Below are 20,274 nucleotides of genomic sequence, written 5' to 3' on the forward strand. Positions count from 1 at the left end.
TCCGGTTGCTCGGCCGGGCTCGCCGGACGTCGTGAATGAGTCATTCAGGTCTTCGGAGGTCCTGAATGACTCATTCACGACAACGGCTTCCGGGCTCGAGAAGCCGCCGCCGACTTGCCCCACCCCACGCGACCTGCTATGCATGAGTAATGCATGAATCACGCCTGGCGAACCTGCTCGGCGCAACCGTGCTGAACCTGTCCGACCGGATGACCGCAGCCGCCGCCGGGGCGGCCGGTGTCAGCCTCAGCGGGACTTCCGCCCTTGTCGTCCTCACCGAATTTCCCGGCCTCGGTGGCACCGAACTCGGCCAGCGGATCGGGCTCAGCCAGCCCGCCTGTGCCCGCATGCTCGACCAGCTCGAAGCCCGCGGCCTGGTCCGGCGGCAGGCCAAGCAGGGCCGCGCGGTCGCCGTCGTCCTCACGCGCTCCGGCCGCGCCGCCGCCGCGCGGGCCCTTGATGCCCGGCAAAAAGTCCTCGTCGCCGCCTTGCGTGCAGTCGACGACCACGCCGCACTCGAAACAGCCCTGGAACAACTCCTGCCAGGCCTGCACGCCGAAGTCCGCTCCGGCGACCTCATGTGCCGTCTCTGCGATCGCGCGTGCTGCGTCGCCGATGCGCAACTCTGTCCGGTGGGGCAGGCCGAACGGAGGTCCTGATGGGGAACGTCCTCGCGCTCGTCTCGGCCCTGTGCTTCGGGGTCACGCACTTCGTCAGCGGGCTCGCGTCGCGCCGGGCGCCGGGCATGACCGTCTCTCTTCACGCCCAGGTCGCCGGGACCGTCGTGACCCTTCCGCTCGCCTTCGTCAGCGGCTCGCCGACCCTTGGCGCGCTCGGGTGGGGTGCTCTCTCCGGTGCCGGGACCGGAATCGGCGTCGCCTTCCTTTACCGGGCCATGGGGAAGGGCGCGATGAGCCTCGTCGTGCGCACCAGCGACGTCGCCGCCGTGGTCCTTCCGGTCCTTTTCGGACTGCTTCTGCTCGGGCAGCGGCTCTCGCCCGCCGCCCTCTCCGGGGTCTGCTGCGCCATCCCGCCCTGTGGCTGGTCTCGCGCGGTACCGGCGAGAAACGCACCGCCGCGGGGATCCCCGACGCCTTCGTCGCCGGTCTCGGCTTCGCCGCGCACTTCGTCGCCCTGTCGCGGATTCCGGCCGAGGTGGGGTTCTGGCCCGTTGTGGTCAGCCGCGCGGTTTCCGTCGTCGTCATCGCGAGCCTCGTCGCCGCGACGCGCGCGCCGTGGCGGTTGCCTTCGCGGCTGGTCGGGCCCGCCGTCTTCGCCGGGGCCTGCGGCAGCGCCGCCACCGTTCTCTACCTGCTCGCCGCGCAGCAGCAGATCCTCGCCGTCGCCGCCGTGCTCGCCGCGCTCTACCCCGCCGTTCCGGTGCTGCTCGCGCTCGTCTTCCTGCGGGAACGGCTCAACCGCGCCCAAGTGGCCGGCCTGCTCGGTGCCGGGGCGGCCATCGCCCTCGTCTCACTCGGCTGAGCGGCGGTCCCGGTAGTGCTCCAGCGCCGCCACCGACTCGGTGACCTGCTCGAAGCTCGGCAGCGCGCGGACGTTCGCCACCAGCGTCATGTCCTTGCGCGGGATCTCGACGAAGCACACCTCGACGCCGGACCGGGCGGCGTGGCTCGCCACCTGGGCCTGCCAGGTCGCCAGGTCGTGCTCGTCGCCGAGCCATTCGTGCAGGTAGACGCACCACCGGCCGCGCCGCAGCTCACCCGCGATGTCGTGCTGGGCGACCAGGTACGGCTCGGTCACCCGGTCGGCCATGACCGTTCCCCGGAACACCAAGGCACTGCTTCCCTCCTGCGCCGGCGGTGACCCCTACCGTCCGGAAAACGCTCTCTCGCGCGGTGGCCTCCCCGCTCCCGCCGAGCAGCGTGCGCCCCGGTGGCCGATGGCGGTCCCGTCGGGGCGTGGCCAACATAGCGTGGGTTCTGTTTCCCAGCAACCGTTTCCGCGTGAACGTCGATGCGGATGCCGCGTGCAGGATCCGCGTGCGGATGCACGTGCCGGTGTTCACCTGAACACGGGCACGTGAGTTCACAGAGGACGATCACGCGTGACCGGGTGGGTACCGAGCGTGAGTGAGTCTCCTCGGCCTACCCGGCCGTGCCGTACCGGGTGTTCGCGAACTCCGTCCCGCTGACCGCGGGCAAGGAGGTCGTGGCGGTGACGCCGCACGTGTTCGCGGCGAGCGTCGCCTGAAGCAGGTTCGGCGAACCCCCGAAGTAGGCGCCGTCCGTGACGAACACCGTGTCGCCGCGGACGGCGACCGCCGTCGGGTTGGCCAGTCCGTCCGAAGTGGACAGGATGGTGCGGGTGCCGTCGCGGCCGATCGTCACGACCCGGTTGTCCTGGTTGATCGCCGCGACAACCGTGTTGCCGCGGAAGGCGAAGTCGTCGACGGGACCGAGTCCGGTCGCGACGTCCCGGCCGGGCCCGCCGGCGAGCGGGAACCGCACCAGGGTGCCGCGGTCCAGATTGGACACCCAGACCGCGCCGTCGTGGACCTTGATCCCGTTGGCGCCGAAGCCGTTCACCGGGGCGAGGAGCGCACCGGCGGCGAAGGCGGTGACGCGCCCGGTGCGCGGCTCGACGCGCCAGACCGCCGAGCCGAACGAGTCGGCGACGAAGACGTCGCCGGAAGCCGGGTCGCGCGCGACGCCGTTCTGGAACCCGGACGGCGGCAGCGAAGCGACCTTGACCGGCGCGGCGCCGGGCCGCACGCGGTAGAGGCCGGTCGCGGCGGTGCCGGTCGAGACGGCGACGTAGAGGTCGCCGCCCGGGGCCCGGACGATGCCGCCGAGGAACAGCTTCCGGTGCACCACCGGGACGTCGCCGTCGGCGGGCACCGGGATCCGGGCGAGGACGCGCACCCGGCCGTCCTGGGTGACGCGGCCGATCTCGCCGGTCCAGGCGAAGGTGAGGTCAGCGGAGCCGTCGGGCTCCAGTGCGATGTTCTCCGGCTGCTGCCCGGCGGCGGCGTCGAGGGGGATGAGCCTCGACGCCGCCCGCGCGGGCTCGGCGGTGAGGGCGAAGGCGGCGGCCGTGGCCAGCACGGCACCGATCAGCTTGATGCGCAGGGGAAACTCCGTCTTGGGTCGGAACGGCGAAAAGAACCCCAGATCGCCGTGCCGTCGACGGTAGGCCCGGTGCGGGCCCGTCACCAATAGCTCAAGCTGGGCCGGACATCGGAAAGCCGATGGCTCAGAGGTCGCGGGCGAAGCAGCGGGAGATCGTCTCGCCGACGTATGGCCCGTACGCCTCGATCGGTTCGTAGCCTTCGCGCTGGTAGAAGCGGATCGCATCCGGTTGGCCGGTGCCCGTCTCGAGCAGGAGGCGGGTGAGGCCGAGGCGTCGCGCGTGGTCCTCGAGCGCGCGCAGCAGGGCGGTGGCGACGCCGGTGCCTCGGCTCGACGGCGCCACGTACATGCGCTTGATCTCGCCCGAGCCCGGTTCGAGCAGCCGGAGGCCGCCGCAGCCGATGGCGGTGCCGTCAGCGTCCCGTGCGACGAGGAAGACCGGGACGGTATCGGCGGTCGGTACCTCGCCCGGTTCGTGGTTGTCGGTGCCGTAGCGGGCGTCGAGTTCGGTGCGCTGGGCGTCGCGCAGGCGGACGGCGTCGGGATCATCCCAGCTCACCGGGTCGATCACGAAGGTGCAGTCGATCATCAGGTGGTACCCCCGTTCCGTAACGGTTGTTACCGTAGCATCTGTTACGCTTCCCGCAAAGGAGGTTTCGTGCCGAGACAGCGCGACGTGGGGGCGCAGCGCGAGCTGCTGTCGAACGCGACCTGGCAGGTGCTGGCCGAGGACGGCCTGCCGGGGCTGACGTTGCGCGCGGTCGCGGAGCGGGCCGGGTGCACGACGGGTCTCGTGATGCACGCTTTTCCGACGAAGAAGGCGTTGTTGCTGCACGCGCGCGACTTGCTGTACGAGCGCACCGCGGTCCGGGCCGACGCCGCTGAAGCCGCGAGTGCGGACGCCTTCGAGGCGCTGGACGCGGTGCTGGGGTGCGCGATCGATCTGCCGCACGGGCATTACGAGGAGTCCCGGGTTTGGGTGGGGTTCCTGGCGGCGGCCTTGGCGGACCCGGATCTGGCCGAGCGGCACCGGGTGGCGAACCACTCGTTCTTGGCTCGCGTCCGGCGGCTGATCGCCGCCTGCCGTCCGGAATGGACGGATGCGCGGCTCGAGCAGGCGACGAAGAGCCTGGTGGCGTTGGCCGAGGGGTTCAACGTGCTGGCCGCGGCCGATCCGGTGGCTTACCCGGCGAAGGTGCAGCAGGAGGCCCTGGCCAAGGCGCTCACCGAGCTGGGGCTGGCGCGGGCTTGAGGCCGGTGTGCTGAAGGGGACGTTCGTCGCATCTGATGCGCTGAAGGGGACTTTCCTCCCGTCACATGCGAGGAAAGTCCCCTTCAGCGCGCGGCGAGGCGAGTTCAGGCCGCGGGGCCGAAGCGGCGCCGGTAGGCGCTCGGGCTGAGCCCCGTGTGCCGCCGCAGCTGGGCGCGCAAGTTCGCCGCCGTGCCGAAGCCGCTCGCCGCCGCCACCCGGTCCAGCCGCAGCTCGCCGCGCTCGATCAGGCGGCACGCCAGCGTCACCCTCTCCGTGGTGAGCCACGCCAGCGGCGTCGTCCCCAGCTCCGCGCGGAACTTGCGGTGCAGCGTCGCCGGGCTCGTCGAAGCGCGCGCGGCCAAGTCGGCCACCGTCAACGGCTCGTCCAGGTGGGACAGGGCCCACGCCAGCACCGGCGCCAGCGACGTGTCCGGCACCGACGGCACCGGGCGGGCGATGAACTGCCGCTGGCCGCCGTCGCGGTGGCCGGTGAACACCAGGCGCCTGCTGACCGCGTTGACCACCTCCGCGCCGTGGTCGCGCTGGATCAGGTAGAGCCCCAGGTCGAGTGACGCCGCGCTGCCCGCCGCCGTCAGCACGTCGCCCTCGTCGATGAACAGCACGTCCGGCTCCCAGCGCACCGCCGGGAAGCGGGCCGCGAACTCCGGTGCCCACTGCCAGTGCGTCGTCGCGCGCTTGCCGTCGAGCACGCCCGCCTCCGCCAGGGCGAACGCACCCGTGCAGAAGCTCACCAGCCGGGCTCCCCGGGCCGCCGCCCGGCGGATCGCCGTCAGGATCGCCGGGTCCGTCGGCACTCCCGTGTTCGGCCGGGCCGGGACGATCAGCGTGTCCGCCGTGTCCGCCGCCTCGATCCCGGCCACCCCGGACAACGTGAACATCCCCAGGTTCATCCGCACGTCCGGTGTCACCGAGCAGAGCGCGAAGTCGTACCACGGGCGGTTCAGCTCGGGCCGCCGCAACCCGAACAGCTCCGTCGCGACGCCCATCTCGAACGGGTTCGACTCGGCCGTCACGATCGCCACGACCCGGTGCGAGAATTCTTGCGGCATGTGCGATTCCTAGCACTCGTCGCCGGGGAACACCAGGCCGAGGATGAACGGCATGAACCCGATCGACCTGACCGAAGTCCTGGCGAGCTTCGACGCCGCCTGGAGCCCGCGGATCGTCACCCGCGTCAACGACTACGACATCCGCCTGGCGAAGTTCGCCGGCGAGCACGTCTGGCACGTCCACGAAAACACCGACGAGTTCTTCCTCGTCCTCGACGGCGAGATCGAAATCGGCCTGCGCGACCCGGAGGAGCGCGTCGTCACGCTCACCCGGGGACAGGTCTTCGTCGTGCCGAAGGGCACGTTCCACAAGCCGTCTTCGAAGGCGGGCGCGAGCGTGCTGCTGGTCGAACCCGCGGGAACGCTCACCGTCGGCGACGCGCACGACCAGGTGCCCGACCATGTCGACGTCACCACCGGCCACCTGGTCTAACGTCGGGGCATGCTGACTGTCGTCCCGGTGGACCAGGCGTCCTGGGCGGACCTGCAGGCGATCTTCGGCGACCGCGGGGACCCCGCCCGGTGCCGGTGCCAGTTCTTCAAGGAAACGCCCGCGCAGTGGCGGTCGAGCACCCCGGGGGAGCGCGCCGAGCGGTTCCGCGAACAGACCGCCGACCACGCGACCGGGCTCGTCGCCTTCCTCGACGGCGAGCCCGCCGGGTGGTGCGCGGTCGAACCGCGCACGGCCTACCGCCGCCTGCGCGCCAGCCGCGTGGTCTGGGACGGCCGCGACGAAGACCCGGACGACGACGGCGTCTGGGCCGTGACGTGCTTCGTCACCCGCGCGGGCTTCCGGCGTCGCGGGGTGAGCGCCGCGCTGGCGAAGGCGGCCGCGGACTTCGCCCGCGAGCGGGGCGCCCGCGCGGTCGAGGGCTACCCGATCGCCGTCGAGCCCGGGCGGAAGGTCGCCTGGCCCGGCGAGCTGTTCGTCGGCACCACCGGGATCTTCGCCGACGCCGGGTACACCGAGGTCAGCCGTCCGACCGCGCGGCGGGTCGTCATGCGGTTGACCTGCTGAGTCCTTCTCCGAAACGGCGTACTCTCGGCCGCATGAAACGGACATCGTTCGCGCAGTGGCCGTGCTCGATCGCGCGCACCATGGACCTGCTCGGCGACTGGTGGACCCCGCTCGTGCTCCGCGACGCCTTCTACGGCGTCCGCCGCTTCGACGAGTTCCAGCAGGCGCTCGGCATCGCGCGCAACACCCTCGCCGACCGGCTCAAGCGGCTGGTCGACGAGGGGTTGCTGGAGAAGGTCGCCTACCAGACCGAGCCGGTGCGCTACGACTACGTGCTCACCGAAAAGGGCCGCGACTTCTACCCCGTGCTGCTCGCGATGACCCGCTGGGGCGACAAGTGGCTGGCCACCGAAGCCGGGCCGCCGATCACCGTGCACCACCTCGCCTGCGGGCACGACACGCACGCCGAGATCGTCTGCGCCGACTGCGGCGAGCCGATGACGCCGGCCGACACGCGGATGCGCCGCGGCCCCGGATTCCCGCCCCGGCTGGCGCACCGCCCGGACGTCGAAGCGCGGTTCGCGGCGCAGGAGTGACGTTGACAGCGTAGGTCTATCTACGCAACTATCGTGGTCAACGGCCTATGAGAGGGGTGGCGACCACGATGGAGTGGACCGGCGCGCGGTACGCGGACAAGCCGACGGCCGAGGTCTCGACCTGGATCGACGCCGCTCCCGAGGACGTCTGGCCGGTCGTCTCGGACATCTCGCTGATGCCCGAGCTGAGCCCGGAAGCTCCAGTCCGTCGAGTGGTGCGAGGAAGGCCGTAAGTTCCTCGGCCGGAGCAAGCACGACGCGTTCGGCGAGTGGGAGACGACGTCGTACGTCGTCGAATGCGAGGCGCCACGTGTGTTCGCCTGGGCCGTCGCGGACCCGGCCGAACCGAGCGCGATCTGGAAGTTCACCCTCGAGCCCGACAACGGCGGCACGCGCCTGTCGCAGTGGATGCAGATGGGCCCGGGGCGGTCCGGACTGTCGTTCGCCATCGACCGGATGCCGGAGAAGGAACAGAAGATCGTCTTCGTCCGGCTGCGGGAGTTCGAGACCGCGATGACCGGCAACCTCGCCGCGATCAAGGAGCGGATCGAGGGCCGATGAAGACCGCGACCACCGTTGAGTTCTCCACGGACACGCGCACGACGCTGGACTTCGTGCTGGAGGCGGAAAAGCTCGGTCTCGACGTCTGCTGGGTCGCCGAAGCCTGGGGCTCCGACGCGCCGTCCGCGCTCGGCTACCTCGCCGCCCGCACCGACCGGATCCGGCTCGGCTCCGGGATCATCCAGCTCGGGACGCGCACGCCGGTCGCCATCGCGCAGGCCGCGCTGACGCTGGCCGACCTCTCCGGCGGCCGGTTCGCGCTCGGCCTCGGCCCGTCCGGCCCGCAGGTGATCGAGGGCCTGCACGGCGTCCCGTTCGCGAAGCCGTTGACGCGCATGCGCGAGACCGTCGAGATCATCCGCCAGGCGTTCGCGGGGGAGAAGATTTCCTTCTCCGGCAAGGCGTTCGAGATCCCGTTGCCCGGCGAGGCGCGGCCGATGCGGCTGTCCACCGCGCCGAACCCGGACATTCCGATCTACCTCGCGACGCTCTCACCGAAGCTCCTCGAACTCACCGGCGAAGTCGCGGACGGCTGGCTCGGCACCAGCTTCGTCCCCGAAGGCGCCGACGCGTACTTCACCCACCTCGACGCCGGGCTCGCGAAGGCCGGACGCACGCGCGGGGACATCGACGTCTGCCAGGGCGCCGAAGTCGCCTTCGCGGACAACGAAGACGAGCTGCGCGCGCTGGTCGGCAGCCGCAAGAAGGAACTCGCCTTCAGCCTCGGCGGCATGGGCTCGGCCAGCACGAACTTCTACAACGACGCCTACAGCCGCCAGGGCTGGGCGGACGTCGCCGCCGAGGTCCGCGACCGCTGGCAGGCCGGGGACCGCGACGGCGCCACCGCGCTGGTCACCGACGAGATGGTGCTGGGCACCACGCTGATCGGCACCGAAGAGATGGTCCGGGCCCGGCTGCGCGTCTGGCGCGACGCCGGGATCGACACCGTCCGGCTGTACCCCGCAGGCGAAACCCTCGACGCGCGTCTCGCGACGCTCGGCCGCGCATTGGAGCTGATATGACCGGCGAGTGGCACCGCACCGCGTGCAGCCTCTGCTACCTCAACTGCGGGCTGGAGGTGCGGCTCGACGGCCGGAAGATCACCCGCGTCCGCGGCGACAAGGCCCACCCGCGCTCCGGCGGCTACCTCTGCCAGAAGGCGCAGCGCCTGACCTGGTACGGCGACCACGACGACCGCCTCACCACGCCGCTGCGGCGTCGTCCCGACGGCACCCACGAGCCCATCGACTGGGAGACCGCGCTCACCGAGATCGCCGCGAAGCTGCACGCGATCCGCGACGCCGACACCGCGGCCGGGCGGCCCGGCTCGTTCGCCTACGTCGGCGGCGGGGGCCAGGGCAACCACTCCGGCGGCGCGTACGGCGCGTCGCTGCTGAAGTGGATGAACTCGACCCGGCACTTCAACGCGCTGTCGCAGGAGAAGACCGGCGACTTCTGGGTCAACGGGCAGCTGTTCGGCTCGACGATCGTGCACACCGCCGAGGACGTCGAGCACTGCGACCTGCTCGTCGTGCTCGGCTGCAACCCGTGGCAGGCGCACGGGTTCAGCAACGCCCGCCACGCGCTCAACACGCTCAAGAACGACCCCGCGCGCCGGATGATCGTGATCGACCCGCGGCGCACCGAGACCGCGGAGATGGCCGACCTGCACCTGCCGCTGCGGCCGGGCACCGACGCCTACCTGCTGGGCGCGATCCTCGCGCTGCTGCTCGAACGCGGTGGCGCGGACGAGGAGTTCCTGGCCACGCGGACCGAGGGCTTCGACGAGGTCGCCGCCGTGCTGGCGAAAGTGCCGGTGGACGAGTGGATCGCGCACGCCGAAGTGTCCCGTGTGGACGTCGAGCGCGCGGTCGAGCTGATCCTCGCGGCGGAGGCCATGACCGTGCGCGTCGAGCTGGGCATCCAGCAGGGACGGCACTCGACGCTCAACAGCTACCTCGAAAAACTGCTCTACCTGCTCACCGGCCATTTCGGCCGGCGTGGCACGAACAACCCGCACTCGTGGCTGCTGCCCCTGTGGGGCACCACGACCGGGCAGCGCTCCGAGATCACCGGCTTCGAGTACATCGGCGGCCTGCTGCCGGCGAACACCCTGGCCGAGGAGGTCCTCGCCGACCACCCGAACCGGGTCCGCGCGGTGTGGGTCGAGTCGTCGAACCCGGCCAACACGTTCGCGGGGACGCGGGACGTCGAGCGCGCGCTCCGGGAGGCCGAGCTGACCGTGGTCGTCGACGTCGCCTACACCGAGACGGCCGCGCTCGCGGACTACGTGCTGCCCGCGGCTTCCCAGCACGAGAAGTGGGAGTTCACGCTCTTCACCTTCGAGTGGCCGACGAACTACTTCCAGCTGCGGCCGCCGCTGTTGGACCCGCTGCCGGGCACGCTCGTCGAGGCCGAGATCTACACGCGGCTGTTCGACGCGCTCGGCGTGCTGCCGCCGTCCGACGTTCTCGCGGAGCTGGCCGCCGGGCCGCGCGCGCAGCTGCAGGCCGGGATCGGCGCGCTGGTCGAGGCGATGCCGGAGCGGGCGGCGATCCTGCCCGTGCTGCTGTACCGGACGCTGGGCGAGACACTGCCCGGCGGCGCGGCGTCGATCGCGCCGCTGTGGGCGGGCTGCCACCGCGCGGCGAAGACGATGACCGTGCCCGTCCAGCGCGCGCTGGGCACTTCCGCCACCGGCCCGGCGCTCGGGGAGGAGCTGTTCGAGCGGATCCTGGCCGGGCCGACGCCGTTCTCGGCGCACGAGCAGGACGAGGTGTGGAGCCTGCTGCGCCGCGAGCGCGTCCGGCTGGCCGTGCCGGAGCTGCTCGACTGGCTGGGCTCGCTCGACCCGGCCGCCGAGCGGCCCGACCCGGCGTACCCGTTTTCGCTGGTCAACGGCCAGCGTCGGGCGCACAACGCGAACCAGATCCTGCGTGACCCGCGCTGGCGCCGCACCGACCCGGACGGCGCGCTGCGGGCGCGTCCCGAAGAGCTGGCGGCGATCGGGGCCGAGCCGGGTGACTGGGTCGCGGTGGTGACGCCGTCCGGGCGGGTCGTCGTCCGCGCCGAGGCCGATCCCGGGCTGCGGCCGGGCCAGCTCGCGCTGCCGCACGGCTACGGCATGGCGCACCCGGACGCCCACGGCCGCCGCGTGGTCAGCGGCCCGCGGATCAACCTGCTCACCGACGCGCGGGACCGCGACCCGATCGCGGGCACCCCGCACCACAAGGACGTCCCGGCGCGGCTGGAGCCCGCGACGGACGAGGAGCGGGAGCGAGCCGAGGCGGACAGCGCGCGCGTGCGCGAGACCGTCGCGAGTGGACGGTCTTAGCGTTTCGCGGACCTTTGAGCGATAGTGGGAACCCTCGACCGAAAAGGGGGCCCATGCGCAAGATCGTTTCGAACCTGTTCATCTCGCTCGACGGCGTGGTCGAGGCGCCCGACAAGTGGTCGTTGCGCTACTGGACCGACGAAATCGGGCAGGCCGTCGGCGCCGGGATGGCCGCGGCCGACGCGATGCTGCTCGGGCGCGTCACCTACGAAGGTTTCGCGGAGGCGTGGCCCGGCCGCACCGTCGAGGACGACGAAGGCGCCGAGTTCATGAACAACGTGCGCAAGTACGTGCTGTCCTCGACGTTGTCCGAGGTCACCTGGCACAACTCGACGCTGCTGACCGGCGACCCGGCCGAGGCCGTCCGCGCGCTGAAAGTCGAGCCCGGCGGCGACATCATGACCAGCGGCAGCACGACGGCGGTGCGCTGGCTGCTGTCCGAAGGCCTGGTCGACGAGCTGAACCTGCTGCTGTACCCGGTCGTCGTCGGCCGCGGGAAGCGGCTGTTCCCGGAAGAGGGCGCGGGCTTCCCGTTGGTGCTGAAGAAGTCGGCGACGTTCGGCAACGGCGTCGTCCAGCTGACCTACGTCCCGGCGTGATCACGCCGTTCCGGATCGAGGTGCCCGAGGCGGACCTCGACGACCTGCGGGCCCGGCTGCGCGGCACGCGCTGGCCCGAAACCGAGCCGGTGCCCGACTGGAGCCAGGGCACACCGCTGGAGTACCTGCGGGAGCTGTGCGAGTACTGGGCGACGGACTACGACTGGCGCGCCACGGAGGCGCGGTTCAACGCTTTTCCGCAGTACCGCACCGAGATCGACGGCCTGGGCATCCACTTCCTGCACGTCCGTTCGCCGCGGGACGACGCGCTGCCGCTGCTGCTCACGCACGGCTGGCCCGGCTCGTTCCTCGAGTTCGGGGCGGTGATCGAGCCGCTGGCCGAGGAGTTCCACCTGGTGATCCCGTCGCTGCCGGGGTACGGCTTCAGCGACAAGCCGTCGGCGCCGGGCTGGGGCATCGAGCGGATCGCGGCCGCGTGGGCCGTCCTGATGGCTCGCCTGGGCTACTCGCGCTACGGCGCCCAAGGCGGTGACTGGGGGACGTCGATCACGACGTCGCTGGCCCAGCAGGACGCGGCGCACCTGGCCGGCATCCACCTGAACCCGCCGATCGCGGCGCCGGACCCGGCGACGTTCGGCGACCTGACGCCCGCCGAGCAGGCCGCGCTGGACGCGTTGGAGCACGCGCGGCGCTGGGAGGACGGGTACTCGGTGCTGCAGTCGACCCGGCCGCAGACCATCGGCTACGCGCTCGTCGACTCGCCGGTCGGCCTGTGCGGCTGGCTGGTCGAGAAGTTCCACGCCTGGTCGGACGGCTTCCCGTTCACGCGCGACCAGCTGCTGGACGACGTCACGCTGTACTGGCTGACCGGCACGGCGGCGTCGTCGGCGCGGCTGTACTGGGAGAGCATCCGCCAGGTCCAGAAGTGGTTCTCCGAGGCGACCGACGACACCGTGGACGTGCCGACCGGCTGTTCGATCTTCCCCAAGGAGATGCCGCGGCCGTCGCGGCGGTGGGCGGCGACGCGGTACCCGGACATCCGGTACTGGAACGAGCTGGACCGCGGTGGCCACTTCGCGGCCTACGAGCAGCCGGAGCTGTTCGCCGAGGAGGTGCGGACCTTCTTCCGGCTGGTGTGACCTCAGCGGATCGGGTGCTCCGGTGGCGCGAGCACCCGGTACACGCAGCCGCGGTCGTGCGGGAAGTAGTAGTGGACCGTCGTCCGGAACCCGGCCGCGGCCAGCACGTCCAGCGCGGCCCGCACCATGATCTCGTGCGCCTCGATCGAGTAGGACAACAGCTCGGTCCGGTTCTGGGCGAGCAGGTCGTCTCGGTACTGCCTCACGTTCTCCAACGCGTTGTGCCACTCGAGCGCGACACCGTAGGGCGGGTGCGCGGTGCTCATGGTGATGTGGATGCCGGGTGTGGGATCGAAGAGCCGCGTTTCGAGGGTCGCGCCGATGCCCACGCGCGTCAGTTCCGCGTGGACCTGCCCGGCCAGGTCGCTCCACGCCGCGATCGCCTCCGGCGGCGCGAAGGTGACGAGCTGCCCGGGATCCACCAGCCGGTCGACGACGAGCGGATCGGTCACGAGCGGCTCACCCGGCGCGTCGCGGCCTTCGGCGCGGATCCGCGCGACCAGGGCCGGGGGCCAGGCGGCGTCGGCGGTCATCCACTCGGGCGGGCCCGCAGGCCAGGACGTGAACAGCACGGCGCACACGCGGCGGACGCGCGTGCCGAGCGACGGCCACAGCTCTCGCAGCCCGTCGAGGTCGAGCGCCGGGTGCAGGAACATGCGGATCACGCTGTGCCGGTCCGGATCGCCGGGGCCGCCGAGCACGTCGTCGAGCACGGCCAGCACGCGAAGGCGTTCCGCGGTGCCGATGTCCGGGTTCGACCCGAACTCGCGGCCCAGCGAAATGACCCGTATCCCGCGTGGCAGCTCGCGTTCGGGAGGAGCTCTTCGTCCGGCGGGATGTCGGACGCACAGCGCTCGCGCCAGCTCCGCACCTGCTCGGCGTCGAACTCGGCGAGGTGCTCGCTCGCCGCCAGCAGCGCGTCCCACCACACCGGGACTTCGTTGGCCGTCACGGGTTCCGCCGCTCAGTCGAAGGGGAGTTCCGGCGGGCCGAGCACGCGGCAGACGCGCGAGCGGCCGTACAGGAAGTCGTAGCGGACCTCGGTCCGGAACCCGGCCGCGGCGAGCACGTCCAGCGCCGCCCGCGCGGCGAGGTCCCGGACGTCGTCCACGTAGTCGCGCAGGTTCCCGCTGCCGGGGCGGTCCTCGGCGAGGGCCTGGTACCGGTCCGAGTAGCTGTCGAGGGGGTTCCACTCCAGGAAGACCCCGGCGGGTTCTTCGGTGCTGACCGACAGCACGACTCCGGTCGGTGCCGGGCTGGTGCCGCGGGGGACGACCGTCGCGGGCAGGCCGCAGCGCTCCAGTTCGGCCCGGGCCAGCCGCGCGAGGTCCGGCCCGGACTCCGCGGCCCTGGCCGGCCGGTACCCGGCGATCAGGTCCAGCTCGCGCCGCACCCGGTCGCCGAGTCCGGCGAGACGCGGCTGCCGGGCGAGCGGCCACAGGAACGTCAAGGCGATCGCGCGGCGGTGTGGTTCGGTCTCGTCGCCGAGCAGATCGTCGAACACCGCCAGGACGCGGCCTCGTTCGGCGTCACCGACCTCGGCGGCGAAGGCCCGAGCCAGCTCGCCGAGCCGCAGGTAGAACTGCGCGTCGGGACCGAAGCCGTGCTCGTTTCGCTGAGGCGGCTCCACCGCGGCGAGGTGCTCGCTCACCGCCGCCACCCGCTGCCACCACCCGGGGACCCCCATGCTCGGCAGCCTAGCCGCCGCGGTCAGTTGACCTGCCGGGACTGGCCTTTCCAGAACGGCTCGCGCAGCTTGAACTTCTGGATCTTCCCGGTGGCCGTGCGGGGCAGCTCGTCGAGGAACTCGACCCGCTTCGGGCACTTGTAGCCCGCCAGGTACTCGCGGCAGTGCTTGATCAGCTCGTCGGCGGTGACGTCGCTGCCGTCCGTGACGACCAGGGCCGTCACCAGCTCGCCCCACTTCTCGTCCGGGATGCCGATCACCGCGGCTTCGCGGACCGCCGGGTGCGAGTTGAGCGCGTCCTCCACCTCGATCGACGACACGTTCTCGCCGCCGGAGATGATCACGTCCTTCTTGCGGTCCGCGATCGTGAGGTAGCCGTCTTCGAACGAGCCGCCGTCGCCGGTGTGGAACCAGTTGCCCTCCTGGACGCGGGCGGTCTCCTCGGGGTTCTCCCAGTAGCCGTCGAGGTTGTGGTTCGACTGGGCGAGGACCTCGCCGTCGGTGTCGACGGCGATGCGCACGCCCAGCGCGGGCGTCCCGGCGCGGCCGAGGAGCCGGGCCTGCTCGTGCGGGTCGAGGTCGGCCCACTCGCTGCGCATCCGGTTGACGGTCAGCAGCGGCGCGGTCTCGGTGAGCCCGTAGATCTGGATGAACTCCCAGCCCAGCTCGGCGCGCACGCGTTCGATGGTGCGCGTCGGCGGCGGCGCGCCGGCCACGACGATCCGGACGCGGTCGCGGCCCGGGATCTCGCCGTCCCAGGTCGCGGCGCCGTCGAGGGCCGCGGTGACGACCGCGGGCGCGGCGCAGAGGATGGTCACGCCGTGCTCGTCGATGCGGCGCAGGATCTCGGTGCCGTCGACCTTCCGCAGCACGATGTGCCGCCCGCCGAGTCCGGTCACGGCGTACGGCATGCCCCAGCCGTTGCAGTGGAACATCGGCAGGGTGTGCAGCAGGACGTCGTTGTCGCTCAAGGTGGTGTGCAGCCCGAAGACGGCGGCGTTCAGCCAGATGTTGCGGTGGGTGAGCTGCACGCCCTTGGGCCGCGCGGTGGTGCCGGAGGTGTAGTTGATGGTCGCGGTGGCGGACTCGTCGCCGTCCCACGGCCGAGGTTGGCCGTCCCCGCCCCAGACGGCGTCGTCGTCGCGGCCGAGGACGAAGACGTGCTTGGCGGTGACGGTGTCGAGGAGGTGTTCGAGCTCGGGGTCGACGATCAGCACGTCGGCACCGGAGTGCTCCACGATGTACTTGACCTCGGCGGCGGCGAGCCGGAAGTTGACCGGCACGAGGATCCGCCCCCAGCCGGAGACGCCGAAGAAGGAGACGAGCAGCCGGGCGGCGTTGTGCGACACGATGGCGACCCGCCCGCCGACGGGTACGCCGAGGGCATCGAGGTTGGCGGCCTGCGCCCGCGCGCGGCGGGCGACCTCCCGGTAGGTGAGCGAGCCCCAGCTCGGCGCGGGCTGGTTCGGCTCGTCGACCACCGCGACGCGGTCCGGGTACACCGTCTCCGCGCGGTCGAGGAAGTCCCGGACACCCAGATCGAAGAACACGCGCCATCCCTTCGTCGTCCCCGTCCCGATGATGACGCCTGGGAGGTGCTCGCACCAGTCCGATGTGGCGCGCGGCCGAGCTGGGCTGAAGGGGACGTTGCTGGCATCTGATGAGCTGAAGGGCGCTTTCGTCGCATCAGATGCACTGAACGTCCCCTTCAGCCCGCGCCGGGAGGGCCTGTCGTGAGGTGCTCGCACCAGTCCGATGTGGTTCGCTGGAGGCGATGGACTTCGACACGGTGGCCGGCGAGCTCTACGGGGGTGACCTCGCGGAGTTCATCAGCGCGCGCAACGCCGCGGCCAAGGCCGCCAAGGCCGAGGGCGACGCCGACCTCGCCGCCAAGATCAAGGAGCTGCGGAAGCCCACCACCGCCGCCGCCATCGTCAACCGGCTGGCCAGGGACGACCCCGACCAGCTCCGAGAACTCGCCGAACTCGGGGATGAGCTGCGCGACGCCCACACCCGCCTGGCCGGCGACGACCTCCGGGCCCTCACCCGGCGGCGCGGGGAGCTGGTGCGGCAGATCATGCACGGGCTGCCGTCCATGAGCGACTCCGTGTCGCGGGAGGTCGAGGCGACCCTCGAGGCCGTCGCCGCCGATCCGGACGTCGCCGCGCTCGCCGTGGCCGGGCGGCTCACCTCCGTCGCCCACCAGGACACCGACCAGTGGTTCACCCTCGCCGCCAGCGTGCCGCCCGCCACCTCCGGTAAGCGGCCGCAGAAGCTCGTCGACAAGGCCGAACCCGCGCGGCCGAAGCGGGACCACAAGCGCGAGGAACGCGAACGCGCCGAAGCCCGCGCCGAACGCGAGCGCCTGCGCAAGGAAGCCGCCGAGCTGGCCAAGGAACGCGCCGTCGCCGAACGCGATCTCGTGCGCACCGAACGCGCCGCCGAGCAGGCGACCGCCCGCGTCGAAGACCTGCGCACCCGCTTGGCCGAAGCCGAGGAACGCGCCGAGCGCGCCACCGCGGAGTTCAAGGATGCGAAGGAAACCTTCGACCGCATCGACCAAGCCGCGCGGAAAGCCGCTGACGCCGCGCCCTGATCCCGTGCTACGGTGGCGATGCGCCCCGGATGGGCCTACGCACGGAGGTAGTGGCTACTCAGCCCCCTGAGATCGACACGTTTCCTTGTCCAGGAACGGTTGTGCCTCCAGTGCGCCCTTTCGTGTCGGCTCGCGGCCTCCGATGACTCCACATCGGAAAGGACATCATTGAGCTTGATCGCGCTCACCACCACCGGCGCCCGCACGGGCCGGAAGCACCGGGTTCCCCTGGGAGCCCTCGACATCGGCGGCCGCCTGGTCGTCGTCGCCTCGGCGATGGGTTCGCCGAAGCATCCCGCCTGGTACCACAACATCCGCCACGATCCGCTGGTCACCGTGGAAACCGACACCGAGACCTTCGACGCGCTGGCCGCGCTCCCGCCCGACCGCGACGCCCTCTTCGCCGCGGTCGTCGAGCGGGAACCGGGGTTCGGCGACTACCAGGCCCGGACCACCCGGGTGCTGCCCGTCGTCGAGCTGCACCGGCTCGACGACGGCCGCCGCATGGGTGACTGGCTCGCCGAAGTCCACGACTGGCTGCGCGCCCAGCTGCGGGAACTGCGCGAAGGCAGCCCGAAGCAGCTGAGCACGCGGTGCCCCGGCTTCTGCGCGGCCCTCATCCGGCACCACACCGGCGAGAGCTCGGCGCTCTTCCCCGCGCTGGCCGAGCGGTTCCCGGCCCTCGCGCCCGCGTTGACGAAGCTGGGCGAGGAACACGTCGTCGTCGCGCGGCTGCAGGAAGAGATCCAACGGCTCGTCGACGAGGAGTCCGATCCCGTGCGGCTGGCGGAAGAACTCGACCGGCTCGCGTCCGCTTTGGACAGTCACTTCGCCTACGAGGAAAAGACGATCGTCACCGCGTTGAACGCGCTGTACCCGGCTCCCGGCTGATCACAGCAGCACTTCGGCCAGCTGCCGGTGGTTCTCCGCCTCCACGTCCGGTGACGGGCCGAGCACCTGCACCGCGACGTGGTCGGCACCAGCGTCCACATGGGACCGCAGGCCCTTCGCGACCACCTCCGGCGTGCCGTGCAGGACGAGGTCGTCGATCAGCCGGTCACTGCCGCTGCCGGCCACGTCGGCTTCGGTGTACCCGGTGCGCAGCAGGTTGTTCACGTAGTTGCTCAGGCTGAGGTACGGCGTCTCGACGAACGGCCTGCCGATCGCGCGGGCGGCCGCCGGGTCGGTGTCGAGGACCACCTTCTGCTCGGGCGCCAGCAGCTTGCCGGGGCCGAGCACCGAGCGCGCGCGGCGCGTGTGCCCGACCGGGACCAGGTACGGGTGCGCGCCCGCGGTGCGCTCGGCGGCCAGCTTCAGCACGCGGTCGCCGAGCGCGGCCAGGACCCGGGCTTCCGCCGGGACGCCCGCCGCGTCGAGGCGGTCGAGGTAGTCGACGATCTTCGCGTACGGGCTGCGGTACCCCGCGACCGACTCCGGGTGCCCGACGCCGATGCCGAGCAGCAAGCGCTTTCCGTACCGGCCCGCCAGCCGGTGGTAGGACTCGGCGAGGGGCTCCGGGTCGTCGGACCACATGTTGACGATCGCCGTCGCCACGGTGATCCGCTCGGTCGAGGCGAGCACGTCCTCGACGAACGCGAGGTCGCCGATCGACGTCGAGCCGGTGCCGAACCAGACCGTGCCGTACCCGAGCTTGTCGGCCGCGACGGCGTGCGCCTTGCGCGTCACGTCGTCGCGGTGCGGGGCCAGGAACACGCCGAACGTGCCGAGCCGCATGAGCCACCTCCACTACATTGGTTACAGATCTCAATGTAGCAAATGTAGCGACGGTCAGGCGGCCAGGCGGTGCAGCCATTCCCGCAGCATCTGGCGCTCGGTCGTCGTGAGCGCGTCGACATCGTCGGTCAGCGCGGTCGACAAAGCGACCGCGAGCGTGCCGACGGACGAGCCCGCGGCCGGGGGTTCGGCGAGCAGCCCGGCCAGCACGGACTCCCGGACCTGCGCGGACATCGCCAGGTCGCGGCTCTCTTCCGGCTGGGCGATCAGGCTCAGCGTGACGCCGCTGTTCGCCGCCGCGAACTGTCGTGCGGCCTCCGCCGCCTCGACGCGCAGCCGTCCGTCGCGCGCAAGTGGCGTGAACAGCTCCAGCAGCAGCGCCTCCGCGCTGGACGTCAGGTTGCACGGCACGCCGGGTTCGATCTGGCCGTAGAGCAGCACGTAGAACGCGGGGTGCGCCAAGCCGTACTCGACGTGCCGGTCCCAGCCCGCGCGGATCCGGTCCACCGGGTCGCCCTCGGCCGAAGGTGCTTGCACGTACTGCGTGAAGCCGTAGTTCACGACCGCGTCGAGCAGGCCCTGCTTGCTGCCGAAGTGGTGGTAGAGCGTGGGGGCCTGGACGCCGGCGCGCTCGCAGATCGCCCGCGTCGACACCGGGCCGCCGTCGGCTTCGTGCAGGAGCTGCCCGGCCGCCAGCAGGAGGCGGTCGCGGGTGCTGGTGGCGTTGCTCGATCGTCCGGCCATGTAGCAATTGTAACGACGCTGTGTAGCGTCAGCGCAGCCGTCGCTGGACCCGCCGGAGCCCGATGAAGGCGGCCAGCACCGTCGGGTCGGTTGTCGCCGTGCCCGGGCGCACCGAGCGGTAGCCGTCCAGCAAGGCTTCCCGCAGCGCGGGCCGGGGCCCCAGCGCGTCCAGCGTCACCGCGAGGTCGTAGGCGTGGTGCCCGAACCCGCAGGCGTCGAAGCCGGTCGCCCGCACGCCACCCCGGTGGAACAGGTAGTTCTCCTGGTGCAGGTCGCCGTGCACCAGGCCGAACACGTCGGGGCCGCACCCCAGTTCGGCCCGCACCGCGCGGACCCGCTCGAGGGCGGCGCGGACCCGCGGGTCACCGTCCGCCGCGGCGACCGCGCGCTCGACCACGGCGTCGGAGAAGCCGTCCACCTGGGCGCGGCCGAAGTCGGTGAGGTCGTCGACCCGGCCGCGGTCCAAGCCGGACATCCGCGAACCGTGCAGCTGCAGCCGCGCGGTGAACGCGCCGACGGCGTACAGCTGCGGCGCGCGGAGGCGCTCGTCGACGAACCGGCCCTCGACCCAGTGGCAGAGCACGCAGGTGCGCGGTTCCGGCACCGCCGGGTCGGCGACGACGGTCACCAGGTCGCGTTCGCGCGTCGGCACCGGCCGCGGGACGACGAGGTCGGTGTCGCGGCCCAGCGCGGCCAGCCACCGCATCTCCGACCGCACCCGCGAGACGTCCGGGCCGTCCGGCCGCTGCACGCGCAGCACGTACCGGTGCCCGTCCGCGCCGTCGACGCGGAACGTCGTGTTGGCTCCGCGGCCCAGCGGCGTCAGCCGCGCGACCGGCACGGCGTAGGCGGTCAACGCGGTTTCGGCGAGGCGGCGCAGGCGGCGCGTGCGACCGGCGCGGTCGAGCTCGGCGAACGGCCGGGTGTTCGCCGAAAAATCCGCCATCGCCCAGGTGC

General features: G+C 71.9%; 22 protein-coding genes and 2 pseudogenes. 14 read left to right on the forward strand and 10 right to left on the reverse strand.

All coding sequences use genetic code 11. From position 1 onward, the window contains the following. Nucleotides 1–209 precede the first annotated feature (209 nt). The 3 genes and pseudogenes from QP939_RS24435 (at nt 210) to QP939_RS24445 (ending at nt 1,482) form a co-directional block, all read left to right on the forward strand. The gene (locus tag QP939_RS24435; protein WP_285459833.1) at nt 210–659 is read left to right on the forward strand and encodes a MarR family winged helix-turn-helix transcriptional regulator; all 450 of its coding nucleotides are present in this window, start codon (nt 210–212) and stop codon (nt 657–659) included. Next, nucleotides 659–970 (forward strand): annotated as a pseudogene (locus tag QP939_RS24440) (multidrug DMT transporter permease); the annotation flags it as partial. The gene QP939_RS24435 and the pseudogene QP939_RS24440, both read left to right, overlap by 1 nt. A 173-nt stretch (nt 971–1,143) precedes the next feature. After that, nucleotides 1,144–1,482 (forward strand): EamA family transporter, encoded by a 339-nt coding sequence (locus QP939_RS24445; RefSeq protein WP_352252710.1) that lies wholly within the window; start codon nt 1,144–1,146, stop codon nt 1,480–1,482. Here the strand turns inward: QP939_RS24445 and QP939_RS24450 are convergent. From QP939_RS24450 to QP939_RS24460, 3 genes are all read right to left on the reverse strand, one after another. Continuing rightward, a complete protein-coding gene (locus QP939_RS24450; protein WP_285459136.1) occupies nt 1,471–1,770 on the reverse strand; it encodes a hypothetical protein in 300 nt (99 codons plus the stop codon). The genes QP939_RS24445 and QP939_RS24450 overlap by 12 nt on opposite strands. 332 nt (nt 1,771–2,102) lie before the next feature. Next, the gene (locus QP939_RS24455; RefSeq protein WP_285459137.1) at nt 2,103–3,170 is read right to left on the reverse strand and encodes an NHL repeat-containing protein; all 1,068 of its coding nucleotides are present in this window, start codon (nt 3,168–3,170) and stop codon (nt 2,103–2,105) included. A gap of 40 nt (nt 3,171–3,210) precedes the next feature. After that, nucleotides 3,211–3,657, reverse strand: a complete 447-nt coding sequence (locus tag QP939_RS24460; RefSeq protein WP_285459138.1) for a GNAT family N-acetyltransferase — start codon at nt 3,655–3,657, stop codon at nt 3,211–3,213. Between the two features lie 87 nt (nt 3,658–3,744). Between QP939_RS24460 and QP939_RS24465 the strand changes: the two genes are divergently transcribed. Continuing rightward, on the forward strand, nt 3,745–4,338 hold the full coding sequence (locus QP939_RS24465) for a TetR/AcrR family transcriptional regulator (RefSeq protein WP_285459139.1): 594 nt from the start codon (nt 3,745–3,747) through the stop codon (nt 4,336–4,338). A 104-nt stretch (nt 4,339–4,442) separates the two neighbouring features. On the opposite strand, the gene QP939_RS24470 is transcribed toward QP939_RS24465, so the two are convergent. Next, nucleotides 4,443–5,408: a GlxA family transcriptional regulator gene (locus QP939_RS24470; RefSeq protein WP_285459140.1), complete on the reverse strand. Its 966-nt coding sequence runs from the start codon at nt 5,406–5,408 to the stop codon at nt 4,443–4,445. A 43-nt stretch (nt 5,409–5,451) separates the two neighbouring features. On the opposite strand from QP939_RS24470, the gene QP939_RS24475 reads away from it, so the two are divergent. The 8 genes and pseudogenes from QP939_RS24475 (at nt 5,452) to QP939_RS24510 (ending at nt 12,556) form a co-directional block, all read left to right on the forward strand. Next, entirely contained in the window at nt 5,452–5,841 is a 390-nt protein-coding gene (locus QP939_RS24475; protein WP_285459141.1) for a cupin domain-containing protein, read from the forward strand. 9 nt (nt 5,842–5,850) lie between these two features. After that, the gene (locus QP939_RS24480) at nt 5,851–6,426 is read left to right on the forward strand and encodes a GNAT family N-acetyltransferase (RefSeq protein WP_285459142.1); all 576 of its coding nucleotides are present in this window, start codon (nt 5,851–5,853) and stop codon (nt 6,424–6,426) included. 32 nt (nt 6,427–6,458) lie between these two features. After that, a complete protein-coding gene (locus tag QP939_RS24485) occupies nt 6,459–6,962 on the forward strand; it encodes a winged helix-turn-helix transcriptional regulator (protein ID WP_285459143.1) in 504 nt (167 codons plus the stop codon). Nucleotides 6,963–7,030: 68 nt separating this feature from the next. Next, nucleotides 7,031–7,523 (forward strand): annotated as a pseudogene (locus tag QP939_RS24490) (SRPBCC family protein). Then, nucleotides 7,520–8,545, forward strand: coding sequence for an LLM class flavin-dependent oxidoreductase (locus QP939_RS24495; protein WP_285459144.1), 1,026 nt, complete (start codon nt 7,520–7,522; stop codon nt 8,543–8,545). Before QP939_RS24490 ends, QP939_RS24495 begins: the two are co-directional and overlap by 4 nt. Beyond that, nucleotides 8,542–10,857, forward strand: coding sequence for a molybdopterin-dependent oxidoreductase (locus QP939_RS24500; protein WP_285459145.1), 2,316 nt, complete (start codon nt 8,542–8,544; stop codon nt 10,855–10,857). The genes QP939_RS24495 and QP939_RS24500 overlap by 4 nt, the downstream gene beginning before the upstream one ends. 53 nt (nt 10,858–10,910) lie before the next feature. Then, nucleotides 10,911–11,456, forward strand: a complete 546-nt coding sequence (locus QP939_RS24505; protein WP_285459146.1) for a dihydrofolate reductase family protein — start codon at nt 10,911–10,913, stop codon at nt 11,454–11,456. Continuing rightward, nucleotides 11,453–12,556, forward strand: coding sequence for an epoxide hydrolase family protein (locus QP939_RS24510; protein ID WP_285459147.1), 1,104 nt, complete (start codon nt 11,453–11,455; stop codon nt 12,554–12,556). Before QP939_RS24505 ends, QP939_RS24510 begins: the two co-directional genes overlap by 4 nt. A 2-nt stretch (nt 12,557–12,558) precedes the next feature. Here the strand turns inward: QP939_RS24510 and QP939_RS24515 are convergent, their stop codons facing one another. From QP939_RS24515 to QP939_RS24525, 3 genes are all read right to left on the reverse strand, one after another. Further along, complete coding sequence (locus QP939_RS24515) at nt 12,559–13,278, reverse strand: hypothetical protein (RefSeq protein WP_285459148.1); 720 nt, start codon at nt 13,276–13,278, stop codon at nt 12,559–12,561. Nucleotides 13,279–13,520: 242 nt separating this feature from the next. After that, nucleotides 13,521–14,243: a hypothetical protein gene (locus QP939_RS24520; RefSeq protein ID WP_285459149.1), complete on the reverse strand. Its 723-nt coding sequence runs from the start codon at nt 14,241–14,243 to the stop codon at nt 13,521–13,523. Between the two features lie 23 nt (nt 14,244–14,266). Beyond that, nucleotides 14,267–15,793 carry an AMP-binding protein gene (locus QP939_RS24525; protein ID WP_285459150.1) on the reverse strand — a complete coding sequence of 509 codons (1,527 nt, stop codon included), beginning with the start codon at nt 15,791–15,793 and terminating at the stop codon, nt 14,267–14,269. A gap of 224 nt (nt 15,794–16,017) precedes the next feature. Here QP939_RS24525 and QP939_RS24530 point away from each other — a divergent pair, with 224 nt between their 5' ends. Together QP939_RS24530 and QP939_RS24535 are read left to right on the forward strand one after the other, a co-directional pair. Further along, nucleotides 16,018–16,839 carry a hypothetical protein gene (locus QP939_RS24530; RefSeq protein ID WP_285459151.1) on the forward strand — a complete coding sequence of 274 codons (822 nt, stop codon included), beginning with the start codon at nt 16,018–16,020 and terminating at the stop codon, nt 16,837–16,839. 174 nt (nt 16,840–17,013) lie between these two features. Next, nucleotides 17,014–17,730, forward strand: coding sequence for a nitroreductase/quinone reductase family protein (locus tag QP939_RS24535; RefSeq protein WP_285459834.1), 717 nt, complete (start codon nt 17,014–17,016; stop codon nt 17,728–17,730). Here the strand turns inward: QP939_RS24535 and QP939_RS24540 are convergent, their stop codons facing one another. From QP939_RS24540 to QP939_RS24550, 3 genes are read right to left on the reverse strand one after another with little or no spacing between them, the layout of a single operon-like run. Next, nucleotides 17,731–18,573 carry an LLM class F420-dependent oxidoreductase gene (locus QP939_RS24540; protein ID WP_285459152.1) on the reverse strand — a complete coding sequence of 281 codons (843 nt, stop codon included), beginning with the start codon at nt 18,571–18,573 and terminating at the stop codon, nt 17,731–17,733. Between the two features lie 54 nt (nt 18,574–18,627). After that, nucleotides 18,628–19,317, reverse strand: coding sequence for a TetR/AcrR family transcriptional regulator (locus tag QP939_RS24545; RefSeq protein WP_285459153.1), 690 nt, complete (start codon nt 19,315–19,317; stop codon nt 18,628–18,630). Between the two features lie 28 nt (nt 19,318–19,345). Continuing rightward, the gene (locus QP939_RS24550) at nt 19,346–20,263 is read right to left on the reverse strand and encodes a phosphotransferase enzyme family protein (protein WP_285459154.1); all 918 of its coding nucleotides are present in this window, start codon (nt 20,261–20,263) and stop codon (nt 19,346–19,348) included. Nucleotides 20,264–20,274 lie beyond the last annotated feature (11 nt).

This window comes from Amycolatopsis nalaikhensis (assembly GCF_030264295.1).
Classification (GTDB): Bacteria; Actinomycetota; Actinomycetes; order Mycobacteriales; family Pseudonocardiaceae; genus Amycolatopsis; species Amycolatopsis nalaikhensis.